At 45.0% G+C, this 20,331-nt stretch carries 11 protein-coding genes and 1 pseudogene; 9 read left to right on the forward strand and 3 right to left on the reverse strand.

Annotation, left to right across the window (positions count from 1 at the left end; genetic code table 11):
* The first annotated feature begins 4 nt into the window (after positions 1-4).
* The 8 genes from C900_RS25315 to C900_RS25350 all read left to right on the forward strand — a co-directional run bounded on the left by C900_RS25315 (position 5) and on the right by C900_RS25350 (position 10,289).
* Positions 5-2,329: a polysaccharide biosynthesis tyrosine autokinase gene (locus C900_RS25315; protein ID WP_009583250.1), complete on the forward strand. Its 2,325-nt coding sequence runs from the start codon at positions 5-7 to the stop codon at positions 2,327-2,329.
* A complete protein-coding gene (locus C900_RS25320; protein ID WP_083867586.1) occupies positions 2,268-3,647 on the forward strand; it encodes a flippase in 1,380 nt (459 codons plus the stop codon). The genes C900_RS25315 and C900_RS25320 overlap by 62 nt, the downstream gene beginning before the upstream one ends.
* Positions 3,637-4,902, forward strand: coding sequence for a hypothetical protein (locus tag C900_RS25325; protein WP_040497546.1), 1,266 nt, complete (start codon positions 3,637-3,639; stop codon positions 4,900-4,902). Before C900_RS25320 ends, C900_RS25325 begins: the two co-directional genes overlap by 11 nt.
* 82 nt (positions 4,903-4,984) lie before the next feature.
* Positions 4,985-5,902 (forward strand): hypothetical protein, encoded by a 918-nt coding sequence (locus C900_RS25330; protein WP_009583254.1) that lies wholly within the window; start codon positions 4,985-4,987, stop codon positions 5,900-5,902.
* Between the two features lie 3 nt (positions 5,903-5,905).
* Positions 5,906-6,886, forward strand: a complete 981-nt coding sequence (locus C900_RS25335) for a hypothetical protein (RefSeq protein ID WP_009583255.1) — start codon at positions 5,906-5,908, stop codon at positions 6,884-6,886.
* The gene (locus C900_RS25340; RefSeq protein ID WP_040497547.1) at positions 6,886-8,178 is read left to right on the forward strand and encodes an O-antigen ligase family protein; all 1,293 of its coding nucleotides are present in this window, start codon (positions 6,886-6,888) and stop codon (positions 8,176-8,178) included. Before C900_RS25335 ends, C900_RS25340 begins: the two co-directional genes overlap by 1 nt.
* Before the next feature lie 13 nt (positions 8,179-8,191).
* The gene (locus tag C900_RS25345) at positions 8,192-9,031 is read left to right on the forward strand and encodes a glycosyltransferase family 2 protein (protein WP_009583257.1); all 840 of its coding nucleotides are present in this window, start codon (positions 8,192-8,194) and stop codon (positions 9,029-9,031) included.
* A gap of 1 nt (position 9,032) precedes the next feature.
* The gene (locus C900_RS25350) at positions 9,033-10,289 is read left to right on the forward strand and encodes a glycosyltransferase family 4 protein (RefSeq protein WP_009583258.1); all 1,257 of its coding nucleotides are present in this window, start codon (positions 9,033-9,035) and stop codon (positions 10,287-10,289) included.
* 462 nt (positions 10,290-10,751) lie between these two features.
* Here the strand turns inward: C900_RS25350 and C900_RS31085 are convergent.
* Positions 10,752-12,719: pseudogene (locus tag C900_RS31085) on the reverse strand (type IA DNA topoisomerase).
* Positions 12,720-13,210: 491 nt separating this feature from the next.
* On the opposite strand from C900_RS31085, the gene C900_RS25360 reads away from it, so the two are divergent.
* Positions 13,211-17,221, forward strand: a complete 4,011-nt coding sequence (locus C900_RS25360) for a CheR family methyltransferase (protein WP_009583264.1) — start codon at positions 13,211-13,213, stop codon at positions 17,219-17,221.
* Between the two features lie 701 nt (positions 17,222-17,922).
* Here C900_RS25360 and C900_RS25365 read toward each other — a convergent pair.
* A complete protein-coding gene (locus C900_RS25365; protein WP_040497548.1) occupies positions 17,923-19,266 on the reverse strand; it encodes a PorP/SprF family type IX secretion system membrane protein in 1,344 nt (447 codons plus the stop codon).
* A gap of 94 nt (positions 19,267-19,360) precedes the next feature.
* Positions 19,361-20,331: T9SS C-terminal target domain-containing protein (locus C900_RS25370; protein ID WP_040497549.1), on the reverse strand; the 971-nt coding region annotated here is incomplete at its 5' end.

Raw genomic sequence — 20,331 nt, forward strand, 5'->3', positions numbered from 1 at the left:
AATTATGAATGACAAGATCAATATCAAAGGAATTGTACTCTACCTGTTGTCGAAGTGGCATTACTTCGTTTTTGCGGCCATATTTCTGCTGCCTGGCGCCTACTTATACACCAAGTACGCTACAAAGGTCTACCTGGTGAAAGCTTCAATACTGCTGAAGAGCGAACGCAAAAACGATCTGGGAGGTAAGGAATTTTTGAGAGGAATGGGGCTATTCACTTCGGATACCGAACTGGAAGACGAGATAGGGATATTAAAATCCTACGGCATGGTGAGCAACGCAATAAGATCGCTGGATTTCGGTATTTCTTACTTTTCAAAGGAATCATTTAGGGCTGAAGAGAAATATGGAGATTTTCCCTTTATAGTGGAGCTTGACTCCACCATCAGTCAGATGATCGATGTACCTGTTTATATAGAACCGCTGCCGGGTGGCAGTTACCGTATTGAGGCTGTCGGCCGGGATGTCGATGTCTATAACTTCCTTACCAACCGAACGGAAGATACCTTTGATGAAATCAACCTCAGGGAGGTCGTGGAGGCCGGAAAACCTTTTAGAACACACAGCCTGGCCTTTACTATCAGACCTAATGAGCTTTATGCTCCAAAAGAAAATACAAGGTATTATTTTGTTATACACGACTTAAGCGAGGTTATCGAAACTTACCAAACGGAGCTGGAAGTGTACCCAATTTCAAGGGAATCGAATATTGTGGAGCTAAGTATGCGTGGAAGCGTACCTCATAAAACGGCCCGTTTCCTTGATCAATTGCTTCATATATACCTTCAAAACGAACTGCACAAGAAAAACCAGTTGGGAGTGAAGACCATCCAGTTTATTGATAGCCAGCTTAGCGGTGTTTCGGATTCTTTGAAAAGGGTAGAGGGGTGGTTGGAAAATTTTCGTGCGAAGAGCAATATCCAGGATATTAGTTATACCGCGGAAAACCTGAGTAAAAACCTGGACCGGCTTGAATCGGAAAAGGCTGACCTGCAGGTGAAGCTCAAGTACTACACTTACATATCGGAATCCCTGGCGGAGGGCAGGTTTGGTGATGTAGTGGCCCCGTCTACTTTTGGACTGGAGGACCCTTTGCTAAGTAGTCTTCTCATAGAGCTTTCGAAGCTGAACCAGGAGCGTGCAGGGCTAAACTATAATGCCAAAGAGCAGAATCCTGTAACCGAAGTGGTGGACCGCAGGATCAGGAATACAAAAAATACTTTGCAGGAAAATGTACAGAATATCATTAATGTCACCACTATTGCCCTGAATGATCTGGATCAGCGGATATTAAGAATAAGGAGAGAATTCAGCCGGTTGCCAGCCAATGAAAGAGAGCTCGTAAATATTCAGCGCAAGTTCGATTTTAGCGATAATGTATACAATTACCTGCTGGAGAAGCGGGCTGAGGCAGGCATTGCCATTGCCTCCAATACTGTAGAAAAAACCATTGTGGACCGGGCAAAAGTAATTGGCAACAGACCTGTATTGCCAAATAATAAACTGGTTTACCTGATTGCTTTATTTCTAACACTGGCACTTCCGATCGGATTTGTAGTGTTGAAAGACTTTTGGAATGATCACCTGGTATCGAGAGAAGATATAGTGAAAGCTACAGAGATACCTTTTATAGGCACCATTATCCATGGTAGCAAACAGGAAAAAGAGCAGGTGGTTTCCGAAAAAAGAACACCCCTTACAGAATCCTTTCAATCTTTGAGAGTTAACCTGCAGTACCTGACACTGGGAAAGGAAAAGAATGTTATAGGATTTACCTCTTCATTAGAGAGTGAGGGAAAAACGTTCTGTGCGGTTAATCTGGCATCTACCATAGCGCAATCCGGCAAGAAAACTATCCTGATCGATGCTGATATGAGGAGGTCCGGTATGTCACCTTATTTTAACATCAAAAATACTCGTGGACTTTCCAACTATCTTGTCAAGAGCTGTAGCCTTGAGGAGATCATTCATGCCACCCAGATCAAGGGTTTTCACATTATTAATTCCGGTCCTACTCCACCTAACCCCCTCAACCTGATCGGCCTGCCACAGATGGACCAATTGATAGAGGATCTCAGACAGTTGTACGACACTGTTATTATAGATGCTCCGCCCATCGGCTACGTAGCTGAGTATATTATTCTAATGCGCCATACCGATGCCAATATTTACGTAGTAAGGTCAAGCTACACCAGCAGGTACCACCTGTCTAAAATCAATAACCTCTATAAGGAACAGAAGATCAGGAATGTAAGCATTCTGTTAAATGACGTCAGAACCGGGCTCAACGGATATAGCTATACCTATGGCGCAGCATACCAGTCATAAGGCCAGGTTTGAAATGCTCCTGCAATGGATCCCGGAACGTTTTCATAAGTATTTTCAAAATGTTTCCTGGCTGCTCTTTGAAAAGGTCTTTACCCTTTTCGTGGCCATGGTGGTGGGTATCTATATCGCCAGGTACCTGCAGCCTGAGCAATACGGCCTTTTAAATTATGCCATCAGCTTTGTAGGTATATTTTCTGCATTCGCAACGCTGGGGCTAGACCAGATCATCGTACGTGAGCTGGCTAAAGATATGGATCAGAAGCACGATCTGTTGGGAACCAGCTTCATACTAAAGCTGGCAGGGTCGTTGGTGCTGCTTGCGGTCCTTTCCGGGGTGCTGATATTCATGCAGAATGAAAGGTTTACAGCTATTCTTATCGTCATCATTGCCACTGCCGAGATCTTTAAGGCATTCGAAATTGTAAATTGTTTCTTTCAGGCCAAAGTACTCTCCAAGTATGTGGTTAAAGTCCAGTTGCTTGTAAATATGGGGAGCAGCCTGGCCAAGATCGTGATGGTCTATTATCAGGCGCCACTGATCTGGTTTGCCTGGGTTATCCTCGTTGCTGCCGTGATGAATGCCCTTGGATATGCTTACATCTACAAGAAGAAAGAGGGCACGCTACTAAAATGGAGCTTCAATAAAACGCTGGCAATAAGCCTTCTTAATGAAGCCTGGCCGCTTACGTTGTATGGCATTGCCCTGCACACCCAGGCCCGGATTGATCAGGTGATGCTGGGTAAGATGCTGAATAACTATGAGGTTGGGCAGTACTCTGTAGCGCTGAAGATCATAGAGATATTCGGGTTTATCCCTATGGTGGTCATGAATACTTTTACCCCGGCCATTACCAAGGCGAAAAAGATGAGCAACGAGCTCTACGACAGCCGGCTGCTAAACTTTTACCGGTTAATGTTCCTGCTGTTCATTATTGTGGCTATTCCCCTGTATTTTCTGGCAGATGGGATCATTGTCTTCCTTTACGGAGCTGAATATCAGGCGGCAGGAGTGCTTCTTTCCTTATTTGCGATCAGGTTGTTTTTTACAAACATGGGTGTGGGTAAGTCAGTCTTTATCGTTAATGAGAGCTTATTTAAATATTCTTTGGTAGCCACTATTATTGGGGCATCTATCAACATAGCCGTCAATTACTGGCTGATACCTATCTATGCCTCTACAGGCGCGATTATAGCTACTATTGTTTCTTTTACCATAAGCATTTTCGTGCTCGATCTCTTTTTTGCCGATACAAGGAGAAACCAGAAGCTCATTTTTAAGGGCATTTTCTCGTTCTGGAAGTTAAATCATGTTACGTGACGAATGGCCTATGATAGCGTTAAAACCACAACCAGATTTTGATTTCCGTTGCCCTCGCTGCCATGCTCAGATACAGGCAACAGTGGAGGAAGTAAAAATAGGCGGTATGCACTCTTATATCGACTGCACATGCAGGCATTGCGGGTTTCCTTTTTACCAGATGCTGCCTGTCGGACATCATGTGGAGGTGCCTTTTACAGTAGCAGTAGACGATGGGGAGATTTATCATGGCCATAAGGATTATAAATGGCTGGAAGAAGTGGTGAAGCAGTCATTTCCACTCGCAGGGCAGGAAGTATCTATCGAGAAGCGAATTTTCAAAGCACACAATGATGTAGTCATTTTAAATACACTCGACTTTTTATACGGACATTCACTACTCAAGCTCTACAATGCCCAGCACCACCTGGACCGCAATCCTTCAACGGGGCTTGTCCTCATTATATCTAAAGCGTTCGAATGGATGATCCCGGCCGGATGTGCGGAAGCATGGATAGTAGATCTTAAACTGGGGGAGCTGAGAAAAGGCTACACCGCTATTGCGGAATTTGTGTCTGCGCAGCTTCAGAGGTTTGACAGAGTCTATCTAAGCTATGCCTACTCGCACCCTGATTTTACCAGAGTAGACATAGCCCGCTATACGGGGGTAGAGCCCTTCCGCATCGAAAATTTCACCCACACTACACCGCGTATAACCTTTGTGCTCCGTGAGGATCGCTGGTGGCATCCACACCGGGCCGATTACTGGTTTTACAGGGCTTGCCGAAAATCAGGCTGGCTGAAGGTGGGAGGGAAGTTGCTCTCAATGCGGCAGAAGCAGTTGGTAGAAAGTACGATCAGGTATGTTAAAAACGAGCTTACCGAAGCAGAATTTTTTATTGTCGGGTTTGGAACCACAGGTAACTTTAATGGGAATACTCATGACAGGCGTGTGAACAGCCTCAACGGAGATATTGAAAGAGAGTGGTGTAAAATATACAGCAAAAGTCATGTGGTAGTGGGTTTTCATGGCTCCAATATGCTGTTACCCACTGCTTTTGCAGCAGGCTGTGTCGAAATACTTCCTGAAGACCGGTTCGGAAATATGGTTCAGGATATATCAGTGCGCTATCACGACAGGCAGCAACTGTTTTTCTACCGGTTTGCCGACCAGTACACGCAGCCTTCCCGAGTTGCCGGTAAGATCGTGGCAATGATCAGAGACTATGAGAGTTATCATCGGAATATGTGTAAGCATGTGTACACCTCCACCTGATGATAGAGATCAAGTGCCTTTAATGATGAGCATCATGGATAAATTAAATACAGGAAGTGAATTTTAATGAAAATTACCGACTATGGCTATAGCTTCTTCAGGGATGAAATTCCGCACACCCGTTTTGATGGTGATTTTCAACCGGCCTGACACTACCCGGCAGGTTTTTGAAGCCATACGTCAGGTGAAGCCTCCCCGGCTATACATTGCGGCAGACGGTCCCAGACCCCACGTACTATCTGATGCTGCAAAGTGTAAGGAAACCAGGAAAATAATCGATGAGGTAGATTGGGAGTGTGAGGTTAAAACGCTGTTTCGAGAGACTAATCTCAATTGTGGCGTGGCTCCCTCATCTGCTTTTACCTGGTTTTTTGAACATGAGGAGGAAGGTATCATCCTTGAAGACGACTGTCTGCCATCTCAAAGCTTTTTTTGGTACTGTCAGGACCTTCTGGAGCGATACCGGGATGATTTGCGGGTGATGCATATTGGAGGTAATAATTTTCTCCATGGTTGGCAGCACGATCAGGACTACTCCTACTATTTCTCCAGGAGCGGTTATGTCTGGGGTTGGGCCACATGGCGTAGAGCCTGGAAGCTGTTTGACTTTGATATTTCCCTTTACCAAAAGCTAAGGGCCAAAGGATATTTTGACGGCTTTTTTATGAATCCGCTGGAACGGTTTTACCGGCTAAGGAAGTTTGACCTTACGGTAGCCAGAAGAGGTACGGTAGACTGGTGGGACTATCAGTGGGAATTCGCCCGCTTTATCCATTCCGGTCTGGCGATTGTGCCACAAAAAAACCTGATCAGGAATCTGGGCTTCGGAACAGACGCAACACACACTACCAATGGCAAAAGTAAAAATGCTGATATGGTGGCTCTGGACCTGGAGATGCCGCTGAAGCATCCGCCATTTGTGGTGAGGGATGTTGTTTCTGACAGGAGGTCCTTCCAAAATCTGATCAAAGAAATAGTCCGTTCGAAAATAAAAGTTTAACAGATGAAAAGCACAGCTTCTGAAGTATCTCTTAAGGCACCCGTCCTTTTTTTAGTTTTTAACCGGCCGGAGGTTACCTGGCAGGTGTTCGAAGCCATCAGGCTGGCAAAGCCCCGGCAACTTTTTGTAGCAGCAGATGGTCCGCGAAATGACAAACCCGGAGAAGCGGAGACATGCAGGAAGGTCAGGGAAATAGCTACTGATGTGGATTGGGAGTGCGAGGTGAGTACCCTGTTTCAAAAAGAGAACCGGGGCTGTGGTGAGGCAGTCTCTGAGGCTATCACTTGGTTTTTTTCGCATGTGAAGGAGGGAATTATATTAGAAGATGATTGCCTTCCTGCGCTGGATTTCTTCCGTTTCTGCTCCGAAATGCTCAGGTGTTACAGACATGACACACGCATAATGCAGGTAGGTGGAAATAACCTGTTGCCGCTGAAGCATCGTGACCATGAGTACTCTTACTTCTTTTCCAATCATAACTACATCTGGGGCTGGGCTACCTGGAAACGGGCCTGGGACCTCTTTAGTTATGATATGAAGTACTATGAAAAAGTGGGTGAAAAAAGATATCATGACCAGTATTTTCAGTCATTTGACGAGCAGGATTATTTCCAATATGTATTTGACAGGACGTATTCCGGAGCAGACTATCTCACATCATGGGACTACCAGTGGCAGTATACCAGAATGCTCAATGCCGGCCTTACGGTGGTGCCATCTAAAAATCTGGTGGTCAACCTGGGGTTTGGTAAGGATGCTACACACACCGTAAGTAATAATGCGATCATCAACAGCATGAAGCTGGAGCCAATGGATTTCCCATTGAGGCATCCTGAGTTTGTAATGGTGGACCGGCACATGGATAGTGCAATATTCAAGCGCCTTTTTACTACCCGCTGGTCACGCACAAAGCAAAGGATTAAAAGAATAGTACCCAAAGGATGGCTGGAAGGTGGGAAGAAATATTTTAATCTGCTATACTGATGATGTATAAAAAGGATATCATTAACGCACTGTTTGTTGCCAGCTTTCCTGTGTTTGGCATAGGGTCCTATATTTCAGCTTCAAAAAGCCCTTCCATGGGATACCTTATCTCGGCCATGCCATATGCGCTTATTGTGCTTTTTTATCTGACCGACCTCATTTATCGTAGGGAATTGCGCATCAGAGTGAATGCCTGGTACCTGTTGATGGCGCTGTTCCTGATGTCAACAGTAGCATCTCTATTTATCGCACTTGGGAAAAACCTTCCCGATACTACAAGATCACTCACCCTGGCCAGATCGATACTCATTTTGATGCCTTTTCAGGCGTTTGTGGTGGTTCATCTATACAATGAAAAGGAGCGCGAACTCGTCAGGCTGACTTTTATTAGCCTGAGCTTGCTGTTACTGGTCAATCTGGCAGGCTATTTTGTCCTGGGGCTTAGCAACTATCTGCACGGTATCGAAGGGCGGGTTAGTTTTCCTTTTGTTGATGGGATATACAGTGGGGCGTGCCTGGTAGCCGTGCTGAGCATTATGCTCTTGTATTACTTCCCTTTTGCACGAAAACACATTGGGTGGTTAACCGGATGGATCTTGTATTTCTCATTGAACCTTGTTCTTCTTTTTATGATCAATTCCAGACTGACCACTCTTATCTTTATTGTGGTAATGCTTCTCATCCTCTTGAAGGCTGTCAGTAGCGTAAAAAGTGTCTATTGGGTGTCAGTTTTTACCTTACCTATTCTTCTCAATACCGGGCTGCTCATCTATAAATTATTGAATTTACCGGTGTTCGCTGCCATACTACAGCGAGTGGACCTTATTGATGTCAGTACATTTAATGGCAGGGCGTTTCTCTGGCAGGACGCATTCAACTGGCTGCTTTACGACCAGCGTGGCCTGTTGCTGGGCAATGGTTATCGCGGACACTACTTTCTGGATATCACTTCCAATGTAGCACAGTTATGGAATGAACAGGAAGCATATCATTTGCATCTGCACAGTACTTCACTGGAAATTTTAGTCAGTCAGGGGTTGGTCATGCTGATCATTTTTTTACTCCTTTTTTATAAGGCATTAAAACATTACAGGCAGGCGCTCGGAGGAAACCAGGAAATGGGAGCGCTTCTGGCCGTCTTGATATTCCTGCTGTTCATCATGCAGGTGGATACATTTCTGTACCTGGATAGCCTGGGGGCAGTCATTTTTAGCTGGTTGCTATCATTCATGGTAGTTGATAAGCCCGGTAATGATCAGGAAGCCATAGCGAAAATAAACAAATGGACTTAATATTTTTCAGCAGATGATATCGATAGTTATTCCCGTACATAACAGAAAGAAGTTTACAAGAAACTGCCTGCTTTCTTTGGAGCGGCAAACAGTGCATGAGCATAATATAATTGTAGTTGATGATGGTTCTACCGATGGTACAGGCGAGATGCTGGAGCATGAATTTCCGGAAGTGACGGTAATTACCGGGAATGGAAACCTGTTCTGGACGGCAGCCGTCAATTTGGGTATCAGGCATGCACTGGTTGCCGGTGCAGACTATGTAATGACACTGAACAACGATACTATCGCTGCCGTAGATTTTATGGAAAAGATGTTATATAGGTCGGCAGAAGAGCCTGATGCGCTGCTCGGAGCGCTGGACATAGATTTTGGGACATTAAAACCCTACTATGGCGGTGAGGTTACACATCAGGTATGGAATACCTCCAGGTATCTTCTGCAAGAACTGGAAGAAAAAGACTGGAAAGGGCTTCATGAAGTTTCTCTTTTTCCGGGGCGCGGACTGCTCATACCCAGAGTTGTTTTTGAAGCCATAGGTCTCTTTGAAGAGGAGAAACTACCCCATTACATGGCCGATTATGACTTCACGGTATTGGCCAGGCGCAATGGCTTTAAAGTTTACTGTAATTATGATGCCCACTTGTTCACCTACCCTGAGGAGGGTGGTGATCATAAGATCAGAAAAAAAAAGAGCCTTAGAAACTATTACAATCACCTGTTTAGTATTAAAGGTGGTGGCAACCTGCGCAACTTCACGATCTATACCCTGAGAAACTCCCCGGCAGGGTTAGTGCCGATGCACCTGATAAAAGGCTATGTGCAGCGTGTTTTTGGCTATTTAATTCATTGAAATGAAGCTGCTGATCTCTGCATACGCCTGCATTCCCGACCGGGGTTCCGAACCCGGTCATGGCTGGCATTGGACTTTTGGTAATGCCGTGCTGGGGAATGAGGTATGGTGTTTTACCACAAAAGAAGGAGAGGAGGCGATCAGAATAGCATTGAAGCGTAATCCCTCACTAAAAATACATGTAGAGTTCGTTGAGGTGCCAGGTTGGATCAACTATTTATACCGTTTTCAACCTTTCGTATACCTGCATTACCTGGTGTGGCAGCATAAAGCAGCCAAAAAAGCCGCTGTGCTCGATAAAGAAATTGATTTTGACCTCCTTCACCATGTGACTCTGGGTAGTTTGCAACTGGGGTCGGGGCTGTGGAGACTGAAAAAGCCTTTTGTGTTCGGCCCGGTCGGAGGAAATAACTTTGCGCCTGTTGCGTTTAAAAAATATTTTGCCGGAGGTTGGCATATGGAGATTTTCAGGAGGTGGACCAGCAATTTGCTTACCGTTTTTAATCCTGATTTTACAAAAACCATACAACGGGCGGACTTGATACTGGCTACGAACAACGATACCTTGAAAAAGGCCAAAGAGGCGGGAGGGCGGAAGATCAACCTATTTCTGGATTCGGCTCTGCCTCACCATTTTTTTTCGGAAAAAGCGCCTTTTGACCATCACCATGCTGATGTTTTAAGAATACTTTGGGTTGGGCGAATATTTGCACGTAAGGGTCTTCCGCTGGTACTGGAGGCATTGAAGGAAGTGAAGACAAGGCATATCCCCTTCCACCTGACCATCCTCGGTGATGGCAAGCTGGGACATAGGGTGAGCCAGTGGTTGCTTGACTATGGTATTCAGGAGCATGTGACCTGGCGAGGGCATGTCTCGTGGCACGAAGTAAAGACAGCCTACCAGGAGCATGATGTGTTTATGTTTTGTAGTCTGCGTGATTCCTTTGGGTCGCAGTTCCTCGAGGCTATGGCTTTCGGTCTGCCCATAATCACCCTCAATCATCAGGGAGCAGGTGATCACATCCCTTCAGCGGCTGCAGTAAAAGTTTCGGTAACAACTCCCCAATCCACAGTGAAAGAACTTGCGGAGGCAGTAGAGTACATGTACAAACACCCGCAACATCGGTATAAAATGGGGCAGAATGGTTATGCTTTTGCCAGACAACATCAGTGGGATAGAAAAATCGGTCAGGTGAATAGGTATTATGAGGAGATTTTAGAGAGGAAGAGAAAAACCACCTCAAAAGCCCTAAATTAAAATCAAAAGTCATTCTGAGGCAACCAACAACTTCAGTTGATTTTGTTGATAATGACAAGTTAACCGAACGGCCTTGAGGAAATGGCGTTAAGAATTTCAATGCCACACGTACACTTTATAAATCACACTGTTTGAGCCCCGTTGTTTCAAACGGGGCGAGTTTGTGATTTGTTATCACAAGCACTGAAATTTAGCCATTTGCTCACGGCCCTTGCTCCGCCATAGCGACTACGCGAAGGATCGTAGCCAAAAATAGCCCGGTGTCTGAACGGTTCAAAACCGTCTGACACCTAGCACAAGCAGTCATCGGCTTAAAACCTCTATGGTTTGCCAAAACTGGGAATCAAAAAATCGCTTTCTGAAGAGCTGGCCAGAGTTCATAGCCAGGAAAGCTTTACCAGTCCTTCCAGGCTTAGTAAAGAAGGCTTTGGTCTTCGGCCTTCCGACCTAAATTTCTCATATCTAAGCTGAAATAATCTGCAAAACCAGTTCCTTCGTCAGTGGGCGTCCATTGGCTTTGGATTTTATCAGTTCAAACGGGTACCGAAAATCACAACCTGACTTCCAGTCGCTGCAACCGTAAGCGGTTTTTCCTTTTATCAGAGTTCCCTTTTTGCACTTAGGACACAGCGGTTTACCGCTCTTTCCTGGCACTGGCGACTGCGATTTTGTTTTATTCTCAAATTCCAACTGAAAATCATTCGTTAGCTTCACTATCCCTTCCACTTTTTCCCCCTCAAGTACAAAACCCTTCAGTTTCGTAGTGGCCTTCTTTTCCAACAGCCTTTTTACTTGCTGATGAGTCAGCTTCTTGTTCATAAACTCGAAAGGTACACGCATATCGCAGCCGGCTTTCCACTCACTGCAGCCGTAGCTGTTTTTCCCTTTGATGATGCTACCCGAAGTGCATTTAGGGCATTTCATCATTGGCTTTCATCAGGTCGCGCAGCTCTTCATCGTCTACCTGTTTGCCGGCAGTTTCCATGGCCCGTAGTAAAGATGCTTCCGTATAGTTTTTTGGCGGCTTGGTCGTTTTTTCAATGAAGGATGGCTCATGCGGACCACGCTCCCCTTTCTCAAATGAAGGTAAAATTCCTTCGTCATCTTCGTTGGTTTCCTCATCGTCATCAGAGGTATCTTTCTTACTCTCCTTGGGGAAGAGTACCCGCCATCCTTCCTCCAGGATCTCCTTACCTCTTGCTACGAATTTCACGGTTTCAACTTCAGCATTTACCTGTGTTTTAGCTACTTTGCAATCAGGATAAAATGTCGCTATAAAGCGTCTGACTATAATATCATATACTTTGTGTTCATCGGAGCCTAACGGCTTTTGCTCACCAGTCGGAATGATAGCATGGTGATCGGTCACTTTGTTATCATTGAATACCTTGGTCGATTTCCGGATCTTTTTGCCCAGGATAGGTTCGGTAAAAGCAGAATAATCAGCAAGCCCCTGAAGTATGCCGGGTATTTTAGGATACATGTCATTAGGCAGAAATGTGGTATCAATACGTGGATAGGTCACCACCTTTTTTTCATAAAGGGCCTGTACCAATTTAAGGGTTACTTCTGCTGTAAATCCAAACTTGGTATTACAGTATACCTGAAGGCTGGTGAGGTCAAAGAGTTTAGGTGCATATTCTTTACCTTCTTTCTTTTCAATATCCGTAATTACCAGGTCTTTTCCGGTGACTTTGTTGAGGAGCTCTTCACCCTCTCTTTTGAGAAGAATTTACCGGTGGTATTGTTGAATTTTGTCTCTCTGTAGATGGTCTGAAGCTCCCAGTAAGTTTTGGGTACGAAATTTTCTATTTCGTAATGCCGGTTGACCAGCATGGCCAATGTTGGGGTTTGCACCCGGCCAATGGACAATACCTGCTTGTAACCACCATATTTGAGGGTGTATAGCCGGGTGGCGTTCATCCCTAACAACCAATCACCAATAGCGCGGGAGCTGCCTGCATAAAAAAGGTTGTCAAACTGTTGCGCAGGCCTTAGTTTCTCAAAACCCGCTTTAATGGCTTCAGTAGTCAAGGATGAGATCCAGAGGCGCTGTACTTCACCCTGGTATTTTGCTTCCTTGATCACCCAACGCTGGATCAATTCCCCCTCTTGCCCTGCATCGCCACAGTTGATGACCAACGAGGCTTTGTCCAGTAAACTTCTAATTACTTTAAACTGCTTCTTCACCCCGCTATCGTTCATTAGTTTGGTTTCAAAGCGCTCCGGAAGCATCGGGAGGGTGTTTAGATCCCACCGCTTCCAATGAGGCTGATAGTCTTCAGGGGAATTCAATGTGCAGAAATGCCCGAAAGTCCAGGTCACCTGATAGCCATTGCCCTCAAAATACCCCTCTTTCCGGGCACCGGCTCCAATTACCTGCGCTATTTCTCTGGCTACACTTGGCTTTTCAGCAATACAGACCTTCATGTGTGTTCATTTTGATTTTCAATCGCCAGGAGTCTGACCTGCCGGCGAAAATACAAAATCTATTTGATAGAGCCTCGGGCTGGTGGCGGGTTGACAGGTTACTGGTACTGGTCGCTTCTATGTTGCTGGTCGCTTGTGAACTGGTTGACTGGTCATTGGTTAGCAAACAATAAACTGTAGGCAAAACGAAGCTGGAAGCAGGATAGCTGCAAGCTTTGAGCTTCAAGCTATAAGCAAAATGTCAATCGTCAAACCAGTAAAAGCACCACTTAACCATTAACAATTAACAATTAACAATTAACAATTAACAATTAACAATTAACAATTAACAATTAACAATTAACAATTAACAATTAACAATTAACCATTAACACCAAATAAAAACTATGTATTAATCTGGAATGCCAATTAGCGAATACGTATCTTTATCAACAGGCATAACCAAAAAACTAAATATATTATACACTTCTATACGGGTAAACCGGCATTGTATGGCGGTAAAGAATAAAAACAAAGCAGCGGAATTTTTCATCGCTGCTATAGGTGCGTCAGCAGGAGGGTTGGAGGCGCTGCAAAACCTGATCTCTGGAATTCCAAAGAACACCGAAAATCTTGCAATTATTGTAGCCCAGCATCTGGGCACTGAAAGCATGTTGCCTGAGCTACTCGCCAGTAAAACGGATTTCGATGTAACAGAGATCAAAAATGATCATGATATACAGTCGCGCGTGATATACGTTGCCTCGCCCAACCAGGAAATTGTATCCAGGGAGGGCAGGCTTTATTTGAGTAGAGCACCCATCATGGCTGGTCCCAAACCATCTCTTAATTTATTATTTTCTTCTCTGGCCAAAGATCATCAAAACAGGGTGATTGGAGTGATCCTTTCCGGAACCGGAGCAGATGGCGCTAACGGAATGAAAGAGGTAGCGATGGCAGGAGGTGTTACAATAGTACAGGACCCGGACACTGCTAAATTCAGAGGCATGCCGGAGGCGGCCATTGAAGCCACTCCTGTTGACTGGGTACTTGCACCGGAGGAGATAGGCATGAAACTGGCCGATATAGTAGCTGATCCTAAACAGCACGTTGACTTGAAAATTGGAGAGGAAGCTTTTTACAAGATCATAGAAGTTCTGGAGCAGGTTACAGGAACGGATTTCAACAATTACAAACAGGAAACGCTGTTCAGAAGAATGGAAAAACGGCTATCTGAGCTCAAACTTCCCACATTAAGTGAGTATTACGACTACCTTAAAAATCACAGTGAAGAAGCTGAGATCCTCTTTAGGAAAGTACTGATAGGAGTCACCGGCTTCTTCCGCGACCCGGCAGTATTCGAATCACTGGAGCGATATGTTGAAAAACTATTGGTTAAAAAAAAGCAGGGAGAGCCACTGCGTGTATGGGTGCCAGGTTGCGCCACCGGGGAGGAAGCTTATTCCGTGGCGATGATCATTGATGCCAAATTAAGAAAAAAGAAACTCAATATACCGGTGCAGATCTTCGCCACCGATATCAATGATGGCTCTCTCATCATAGCGCGTAAAGGAGTATACGATAAAAAATCAATTGAAAAGGCGCCACCACGGTATGTAGAAAGATATTTGACACGGTTGAGTGGTGACATGTATGAAATAAACAAAGGCATACGGTCAATGATCTTGTTTTCCCGTCATGATCTCAGCCACCACCCTCCCTTTTTACGGCTCGACCTGATCGTGTGTCGCAACCTCCTGATATATTTTAACAAACGCCTTCAAGAGCAGATTTTTCGCTTATTCTACACGGCTCTCAATTCCAATGCATATCTGGTACTGGGCAAGTCAGAGTCCGTGGGCAAGTTGACAGACCTGTTTGGAACGGTTCAGTCGGATGCAAAAATATATCAGCGCACAGCGGGAAGTACCATTCGAAGACTCCGCTATGGAAGGCTTCCCATACAGCAGTTGCCAAAACTGCGGAGAGAGATCACCATTCCGGAAATAGTGAAGGAAACACTGTACAGTGTTTTTAAATATCCCTATGTGGTGGTCAATGATAGTTTCGATATACAGGAGATCAGTGGTGATGTGAGCTTGTATATGGGACTGAAACCCGGACAGATGAATGCCAACATGATAAAGCTGGCTCATAAGGACCTCCGGATAGAACTAAAGTCTCTTGCACTGAACTGTACTAAAGAAGGACGGGAGGTACAAAGCCAGGTGCGTAAGTTCAACAGTCATGGCCATGATCATTATGTCAGGTTCACTATGCGGCCTTTGCTTTACCAGCCAACTACCGATCAGTTTTATATGATAGTATTCGAGGCTGTGAAGCAGGGTAAAAGTAAAGAGAAGAAGGTAGAGCCGGCTAAAAAGGAGCAAACCAGGATCAGGGAGCTTGAGGAAGAGCTGGAAAATACCAGGGCAGATCTACAGGATTTTATTGAGCGGCTGGAAGAATCAAATATACAACTGCAATCCCTGAATGAAGAACTACAGTCTTCGAATGAAGAGCTCAGAATATCCAATGAAGAACTGGAAACTGCCAATGAAGAGCTACAGTCTTCCAACGAGGAGATACTTACTACCTATCAGGAATTAAAGGCAGCCCATGAAACCCTCACAAAGCAGGAGCAACTGCTGCGGGAGTCAAGGGCCAACACTCAGGCGCTCATCAATAATAGCCTGCAGGGGTTTATACTTTTAGACAGAAATTACCATGTCATAACCTTCAATGAAATGGCGAAAAAGGTTATGAAACTATTTTTCCAGGCCAACCTGAGAAAGGGGGAGGGGCTGAATGAATCCGGGAATGACCACTATGGGATCTTTTCAAACGGCTTCCGGGAATCACTGACCCACAAGACAGTACAAAAGGAATATGAGCTGGTGGATAAGAAAGGAGTTTCTCATGTCTTTAATTTCAATTTTACGCCTGTATTGGATGAACAAGGCAAAATAGAATCCGTTTCTGTAGGCATGCTGGACATCACTGATTGGAGGAAAGCGAAGCAGGACGTGCGCAAATTATCCTGGGTGGCCAGATATACCAACAACGGTGTGATGATCACCGATCACGAGGGGAGGATACAATGGGTAAACGAGGGTTTTCAACGACTAACGGGATGGTCATTTGAGCAGGTGGAAAATAAGCTGTGCACTAAGGTTGTTCCCGATGGTGAGCTCAGGGCCGATGCGGTGAAAAAGATCGAAACCACACTGACAAAAAAGCGAGCTGTAACAGAGGTGCTTCTTAAATATACCAAAGATGAAAAGCAGGTGTGGGTAAGTCTCGATATGACGCCTATTTTTGAGAAGAAAAAATTAACACATTTTATTGGTGTACTCACTGATATCACAGGTATTATCAGGGCAGAAGAGCTGAAAAAGAACCAGGAAGCACTGGAGCAACGGCAACACCTGATAGATGGCATAGCCAGCAACTTCCCTGATGGTATAGTAGGACTTATCAACAGTGATCTCAGGTATGTATACGTTGGTGGTAGTGAGTTAAAGCGGCTGGGGCGGCAAAGGAAGGATATGCTTGACACGATGGTATTAGATCAGGTTTTTGCTGATACCGGTAAGCTGGTAAATCCACAGCTTAAAAAAGTTTTTGAAGGGGAAAGTATTTATCTTGATGTGCCGGCCGGTGAAGAGGTGTACGGCCTGCATGCGGTACCTGTTGCTGAAGGGAATAATATCGCTCATGCGCTGGTGGTATTGCATAACATAACGCAGCGCAAGAGAGCAGAAACGGAGACGCTTAAAGCCTTGAAGCAGCAAAAGGAGTTAAATGACCTGAAATCCCGTTTTGTTACACTGGCTTCCCATGAATTTCGCACACCGCTGAGTACCATACTTTCCTCAGCATACCTGATAGAACAGTTTGAAGAAAAAAACGACCGGAAGAACACTCAGAAACATTTGCAACGGATTCAAGGCAATGTCAAAATCCTTACCGAGATACTCAACGAATTTCTTTCCCTCAGCAAAATCGAAGAGGGGACGGTACGTAATAACCCGGTGGAATTTGATGTGAAACAGTTTTGCTCAGAACTGATTGAGGGACTGACAAAGAAAGAAGGACAGGAAATTCTTTACAGGCATAAGGGAGGCATGGAAAATATCTATGTGGATAAGGGGCATTTGATCAATATCCTTAATAAGCTTCTTTCCAACGCCAGCAAATATTCATCTCAGGACAAAAGGATCTGGCTTACCTCCGAAAGTATAGAAGGCGCTGTTATCTTTTCGGTTCAGGATGAAGGTATAGGTATTCCTACTGAGGATCAGGAGCAGTTATTTGGTACATTTTTCAGGGGGAGAAATGCGAGCAATATTCAGGGTACGGGCCTTGGGCTACACCTCGTAAAAAGATACCTGGACATTATAGGAGGCGCCATTGATTTTGTCAGTATACCCGGAAAAGGAAGCACTTTTAATGTGACAATTCCCCAAATGCCTGAAATGATGAAAACGAAAGGCCATGCCGGCTCCGATGTAAATGCATAAGCTAAAGTCATCCTGCCTGTCCCGAACTTGCCTAACTTGCCTCGGGGAGGCAACTTTCAGTTGATTTTGGATAATGACATTACGCCACCATCATTAACCACAGAAGAAACTAAGGAAACGGAGATCCCAAACTACCACGTCATCCTGAGACAAAAATTTTCGTAGAGCAACGATGGAAATATTCAGGATCCCCTGATCCATGGCAGAAGCTGAAGCCCGGGACACTCCCCGGACTCCGTACATTGTTAAACTCACCCGGTTCAAATCCGGATTTGAACTTTCCCTCGCTATGATTTCAGAGTAAGGCCAGGGGTGCTTTAAACCCGAGTTATGCAATAGACTTCGTGATGAGCGACAAAAGTGGCTGTGAGATAAGTGCTCACGCAGAATTTTGCAACGGAGGTATAGCACCGCTATGGTGAGTAGCAAAATTTGAGTAATGCCTGTCCCGGCGAATGACGGGATCCTTAGATTACCGTCAGTTTTGACGCGGAATAGATTTCTATTGCATAACTCGGGTTAAAGTTTCAGGACATTCAACCTCTGCACTTGGCTTATGTCACCTTTAAATTTCCTAACATCACGTCATTCGGGAATTTTCTCAGCCCAATTCGGCCCTTCAAATCATTGTTAAAAAACGGTACACCGCGGAGAACCTATGATCGCTCCCCGCAGGTACCAATCATCCTAAACCAACTGTACTATTCCTTTTCCAGCACCCAGGCCTTACGAAAGTAAGGTTGCTGCCGGTAATCATTTCTTAAATTCCTCGCTTCTTCCTGATCCTGGGAGGAAGTAAGGTAGACATAGTTGTATCCACTCTCAGTATCTGTAAGAATTTCCGCCTGATAACCCTTTTTCGTTATAAACTCCTGGTACTTTACAGCATTTTCCATGAGTTCAAAGGCCCCTATTACAACATAGTACTGCTTGGGTCCTTCTTCGTCAATGGAGGTATCGTCTTCGGACGCCATCAAAGTATCTTCATCCTCAGGCTCCTCCACAGTGTCGGAAGAAGGCGAAGGCTCTTCAGCCTGCTTTTCAACGATTGACTTCTGCTTTTCCAAAAAGCTGAGGTCCTTCCTTTTCATCGTTTTGTATCTCTTACGCTTATTTTTATTATAGAGCACGGAAACTTTTGAGACCGGAGAATGCTTCTTTCCAAAGTTCATGCTGAGCTGAAGTTCGTGAGAGCTCGTATTTGTAATAGAGGAGTTTGCAGGAGGAAATTCATAGCTATAGGTGAAGCGGACCTTTTCCATGATATTCATTCCAAACAGCAGAGCAAGTCCTCTATTTTGATTGTAGCTGGCTCCGGTCCAGAGTTTTTCATTGAAATTGACAAGAGTTGCGGCCTCCCAATAGTTTTGTAGCTTGTCCTGATTTTCATGATATATAAGCCACGGTTCCAGCGTTACACTGGAGGCAGCGCTCAGGTCAAAGGTGTAACTGACAGAGTAGAGCCGGTTTTTGAGGTTGGTGAAACTGAATTCATTGAAAGTCTCGGTGCTGAATGGGTCTGATTGAAAAAGCTCGGTGAGCGCAAAACCCATCCTGAACTTACCTGATATATAGGCCACTCCGAAATTACCATCCGCATAGTAGTTATTACCTGCTGCCTGCATAATTACCGGGTCATTGGTGTTTAACTGCTCGCTGTCCAGATCCAGAGCATTGACCCCAAAACCACCGGAAATACCAAAGCGTAAAGCCTGATCAAAGCCCAATGGGACCACATAGGTGAATGAACCTTTAAAGGTATTGTTCTGCATGAGCACTTGTTCATCCGTATTAACATTGAGTCCTAATATTATCCTCTGATTCACCGGAACCTGCAAGCTCAGCCCTGCACTGGTAGGTGCGTCCTGGAAATTGGCCCATTGCTTGCGATAAACAAGGCCTATAGCGGCCTGGTTGTCGATGGCAGCAAAAGCAGGGTTAAACAAATAAGGGTTGTGAGAAAATTGCCGGTATATCGGGCTGGTATTTTGAGCATTTGCCAACTGCGTAGTAATGACAAACAAAAGTATTAGTATTTTTTTCATTGGTTTTTTTGATTCCATTTAGGGAAGGCACACCGGATGTATTCACACACCCGGTGTGTACCCTTTAAAAATGAATTTTAGAAATGAGAATTGATTACCTGATAATTCTGATGGCTCCGTTGACTGTCTTTTCACTGTTGCTAAGGACAAAATAATACGGGCCCTCTTCCAATGGTTTGCCATTATACTTCCCGTCCCAGTTGTTCTGATAGGGCTCACCTTCAAAAACCTGCTTTCCGAAACGGTTGTAAATAGTCAGTTTGGAATCAACAAGGGCTTCTTCGTCTTCCCATACCCAGAAATCATTGATGCCATCATCATTAGGTGTGAAATATTTGGGATAGTTATAGGCTACACCCCGTTTGAGAGAAGGAGATACGACAACAGTCATTTTGTCTTTCCCTTTCAGTCCATCATTGTCCGTTACTGTCAGTTCGAACAGGTATATTCCGGCTATGAGGCCGCTCACCTTTACATCCTTTTCAGAGATCTCGGTGATCATTGCTCTTGGTCCTGCCAGTTGAGCCCATTGATAATCAACGATTATCCCATCGGGATCATCCCCCGCGCCATGAAGTATTACCGTATCAGCAGGAAGTGATATCCTCAGGTTCTTACCGGCATCGGCAATAGGATTCAGGTTTCTGGAGCTCACAATAATCCTTATCTGTACAATGGCCATTCCCCCTTCATTATCTATAGCCTGAGCTGTAATGGTATGGGTGCCTGAAGGTACATTGTTCCACTCATACCGGTAGGGACTCGTAAGGTCCTCTCCGAGTTTGGTGCTTCCGAAGAAGAACTCAACCTTTACGACATGGCCATCACTATCCGAGGCGTTCGCAGTGATAGCCACAGTTTGCCCTGCACTGAAAAGGGCATTGTTTGCCGGACTGGTAATACTCACGGTTGGAGCCGTATTAGGGCCGTCAACAATAATGGATATGGCTGCCGAGGTTGTAACGGCTCCTTTGTCATCAGTGGCTTTGGCAGTAATGGAATGGGTGCCAGCAGACAGATCATTCCAGTCGAAGCTGTAAGGGCTGCTGAGGTCTTCACCCAGTT

Source organism: Fulvivirga imtechensis AK7 (assembly GCF_000331535.1).
In the GTDB taxonomy this organism is placed as follows: Bacteria; Bacteroidota; Bacteroidia; order Cytophagales; family Cyclobacteriaceae; genus Fulvivirga; species Fulvivirga imtechensis.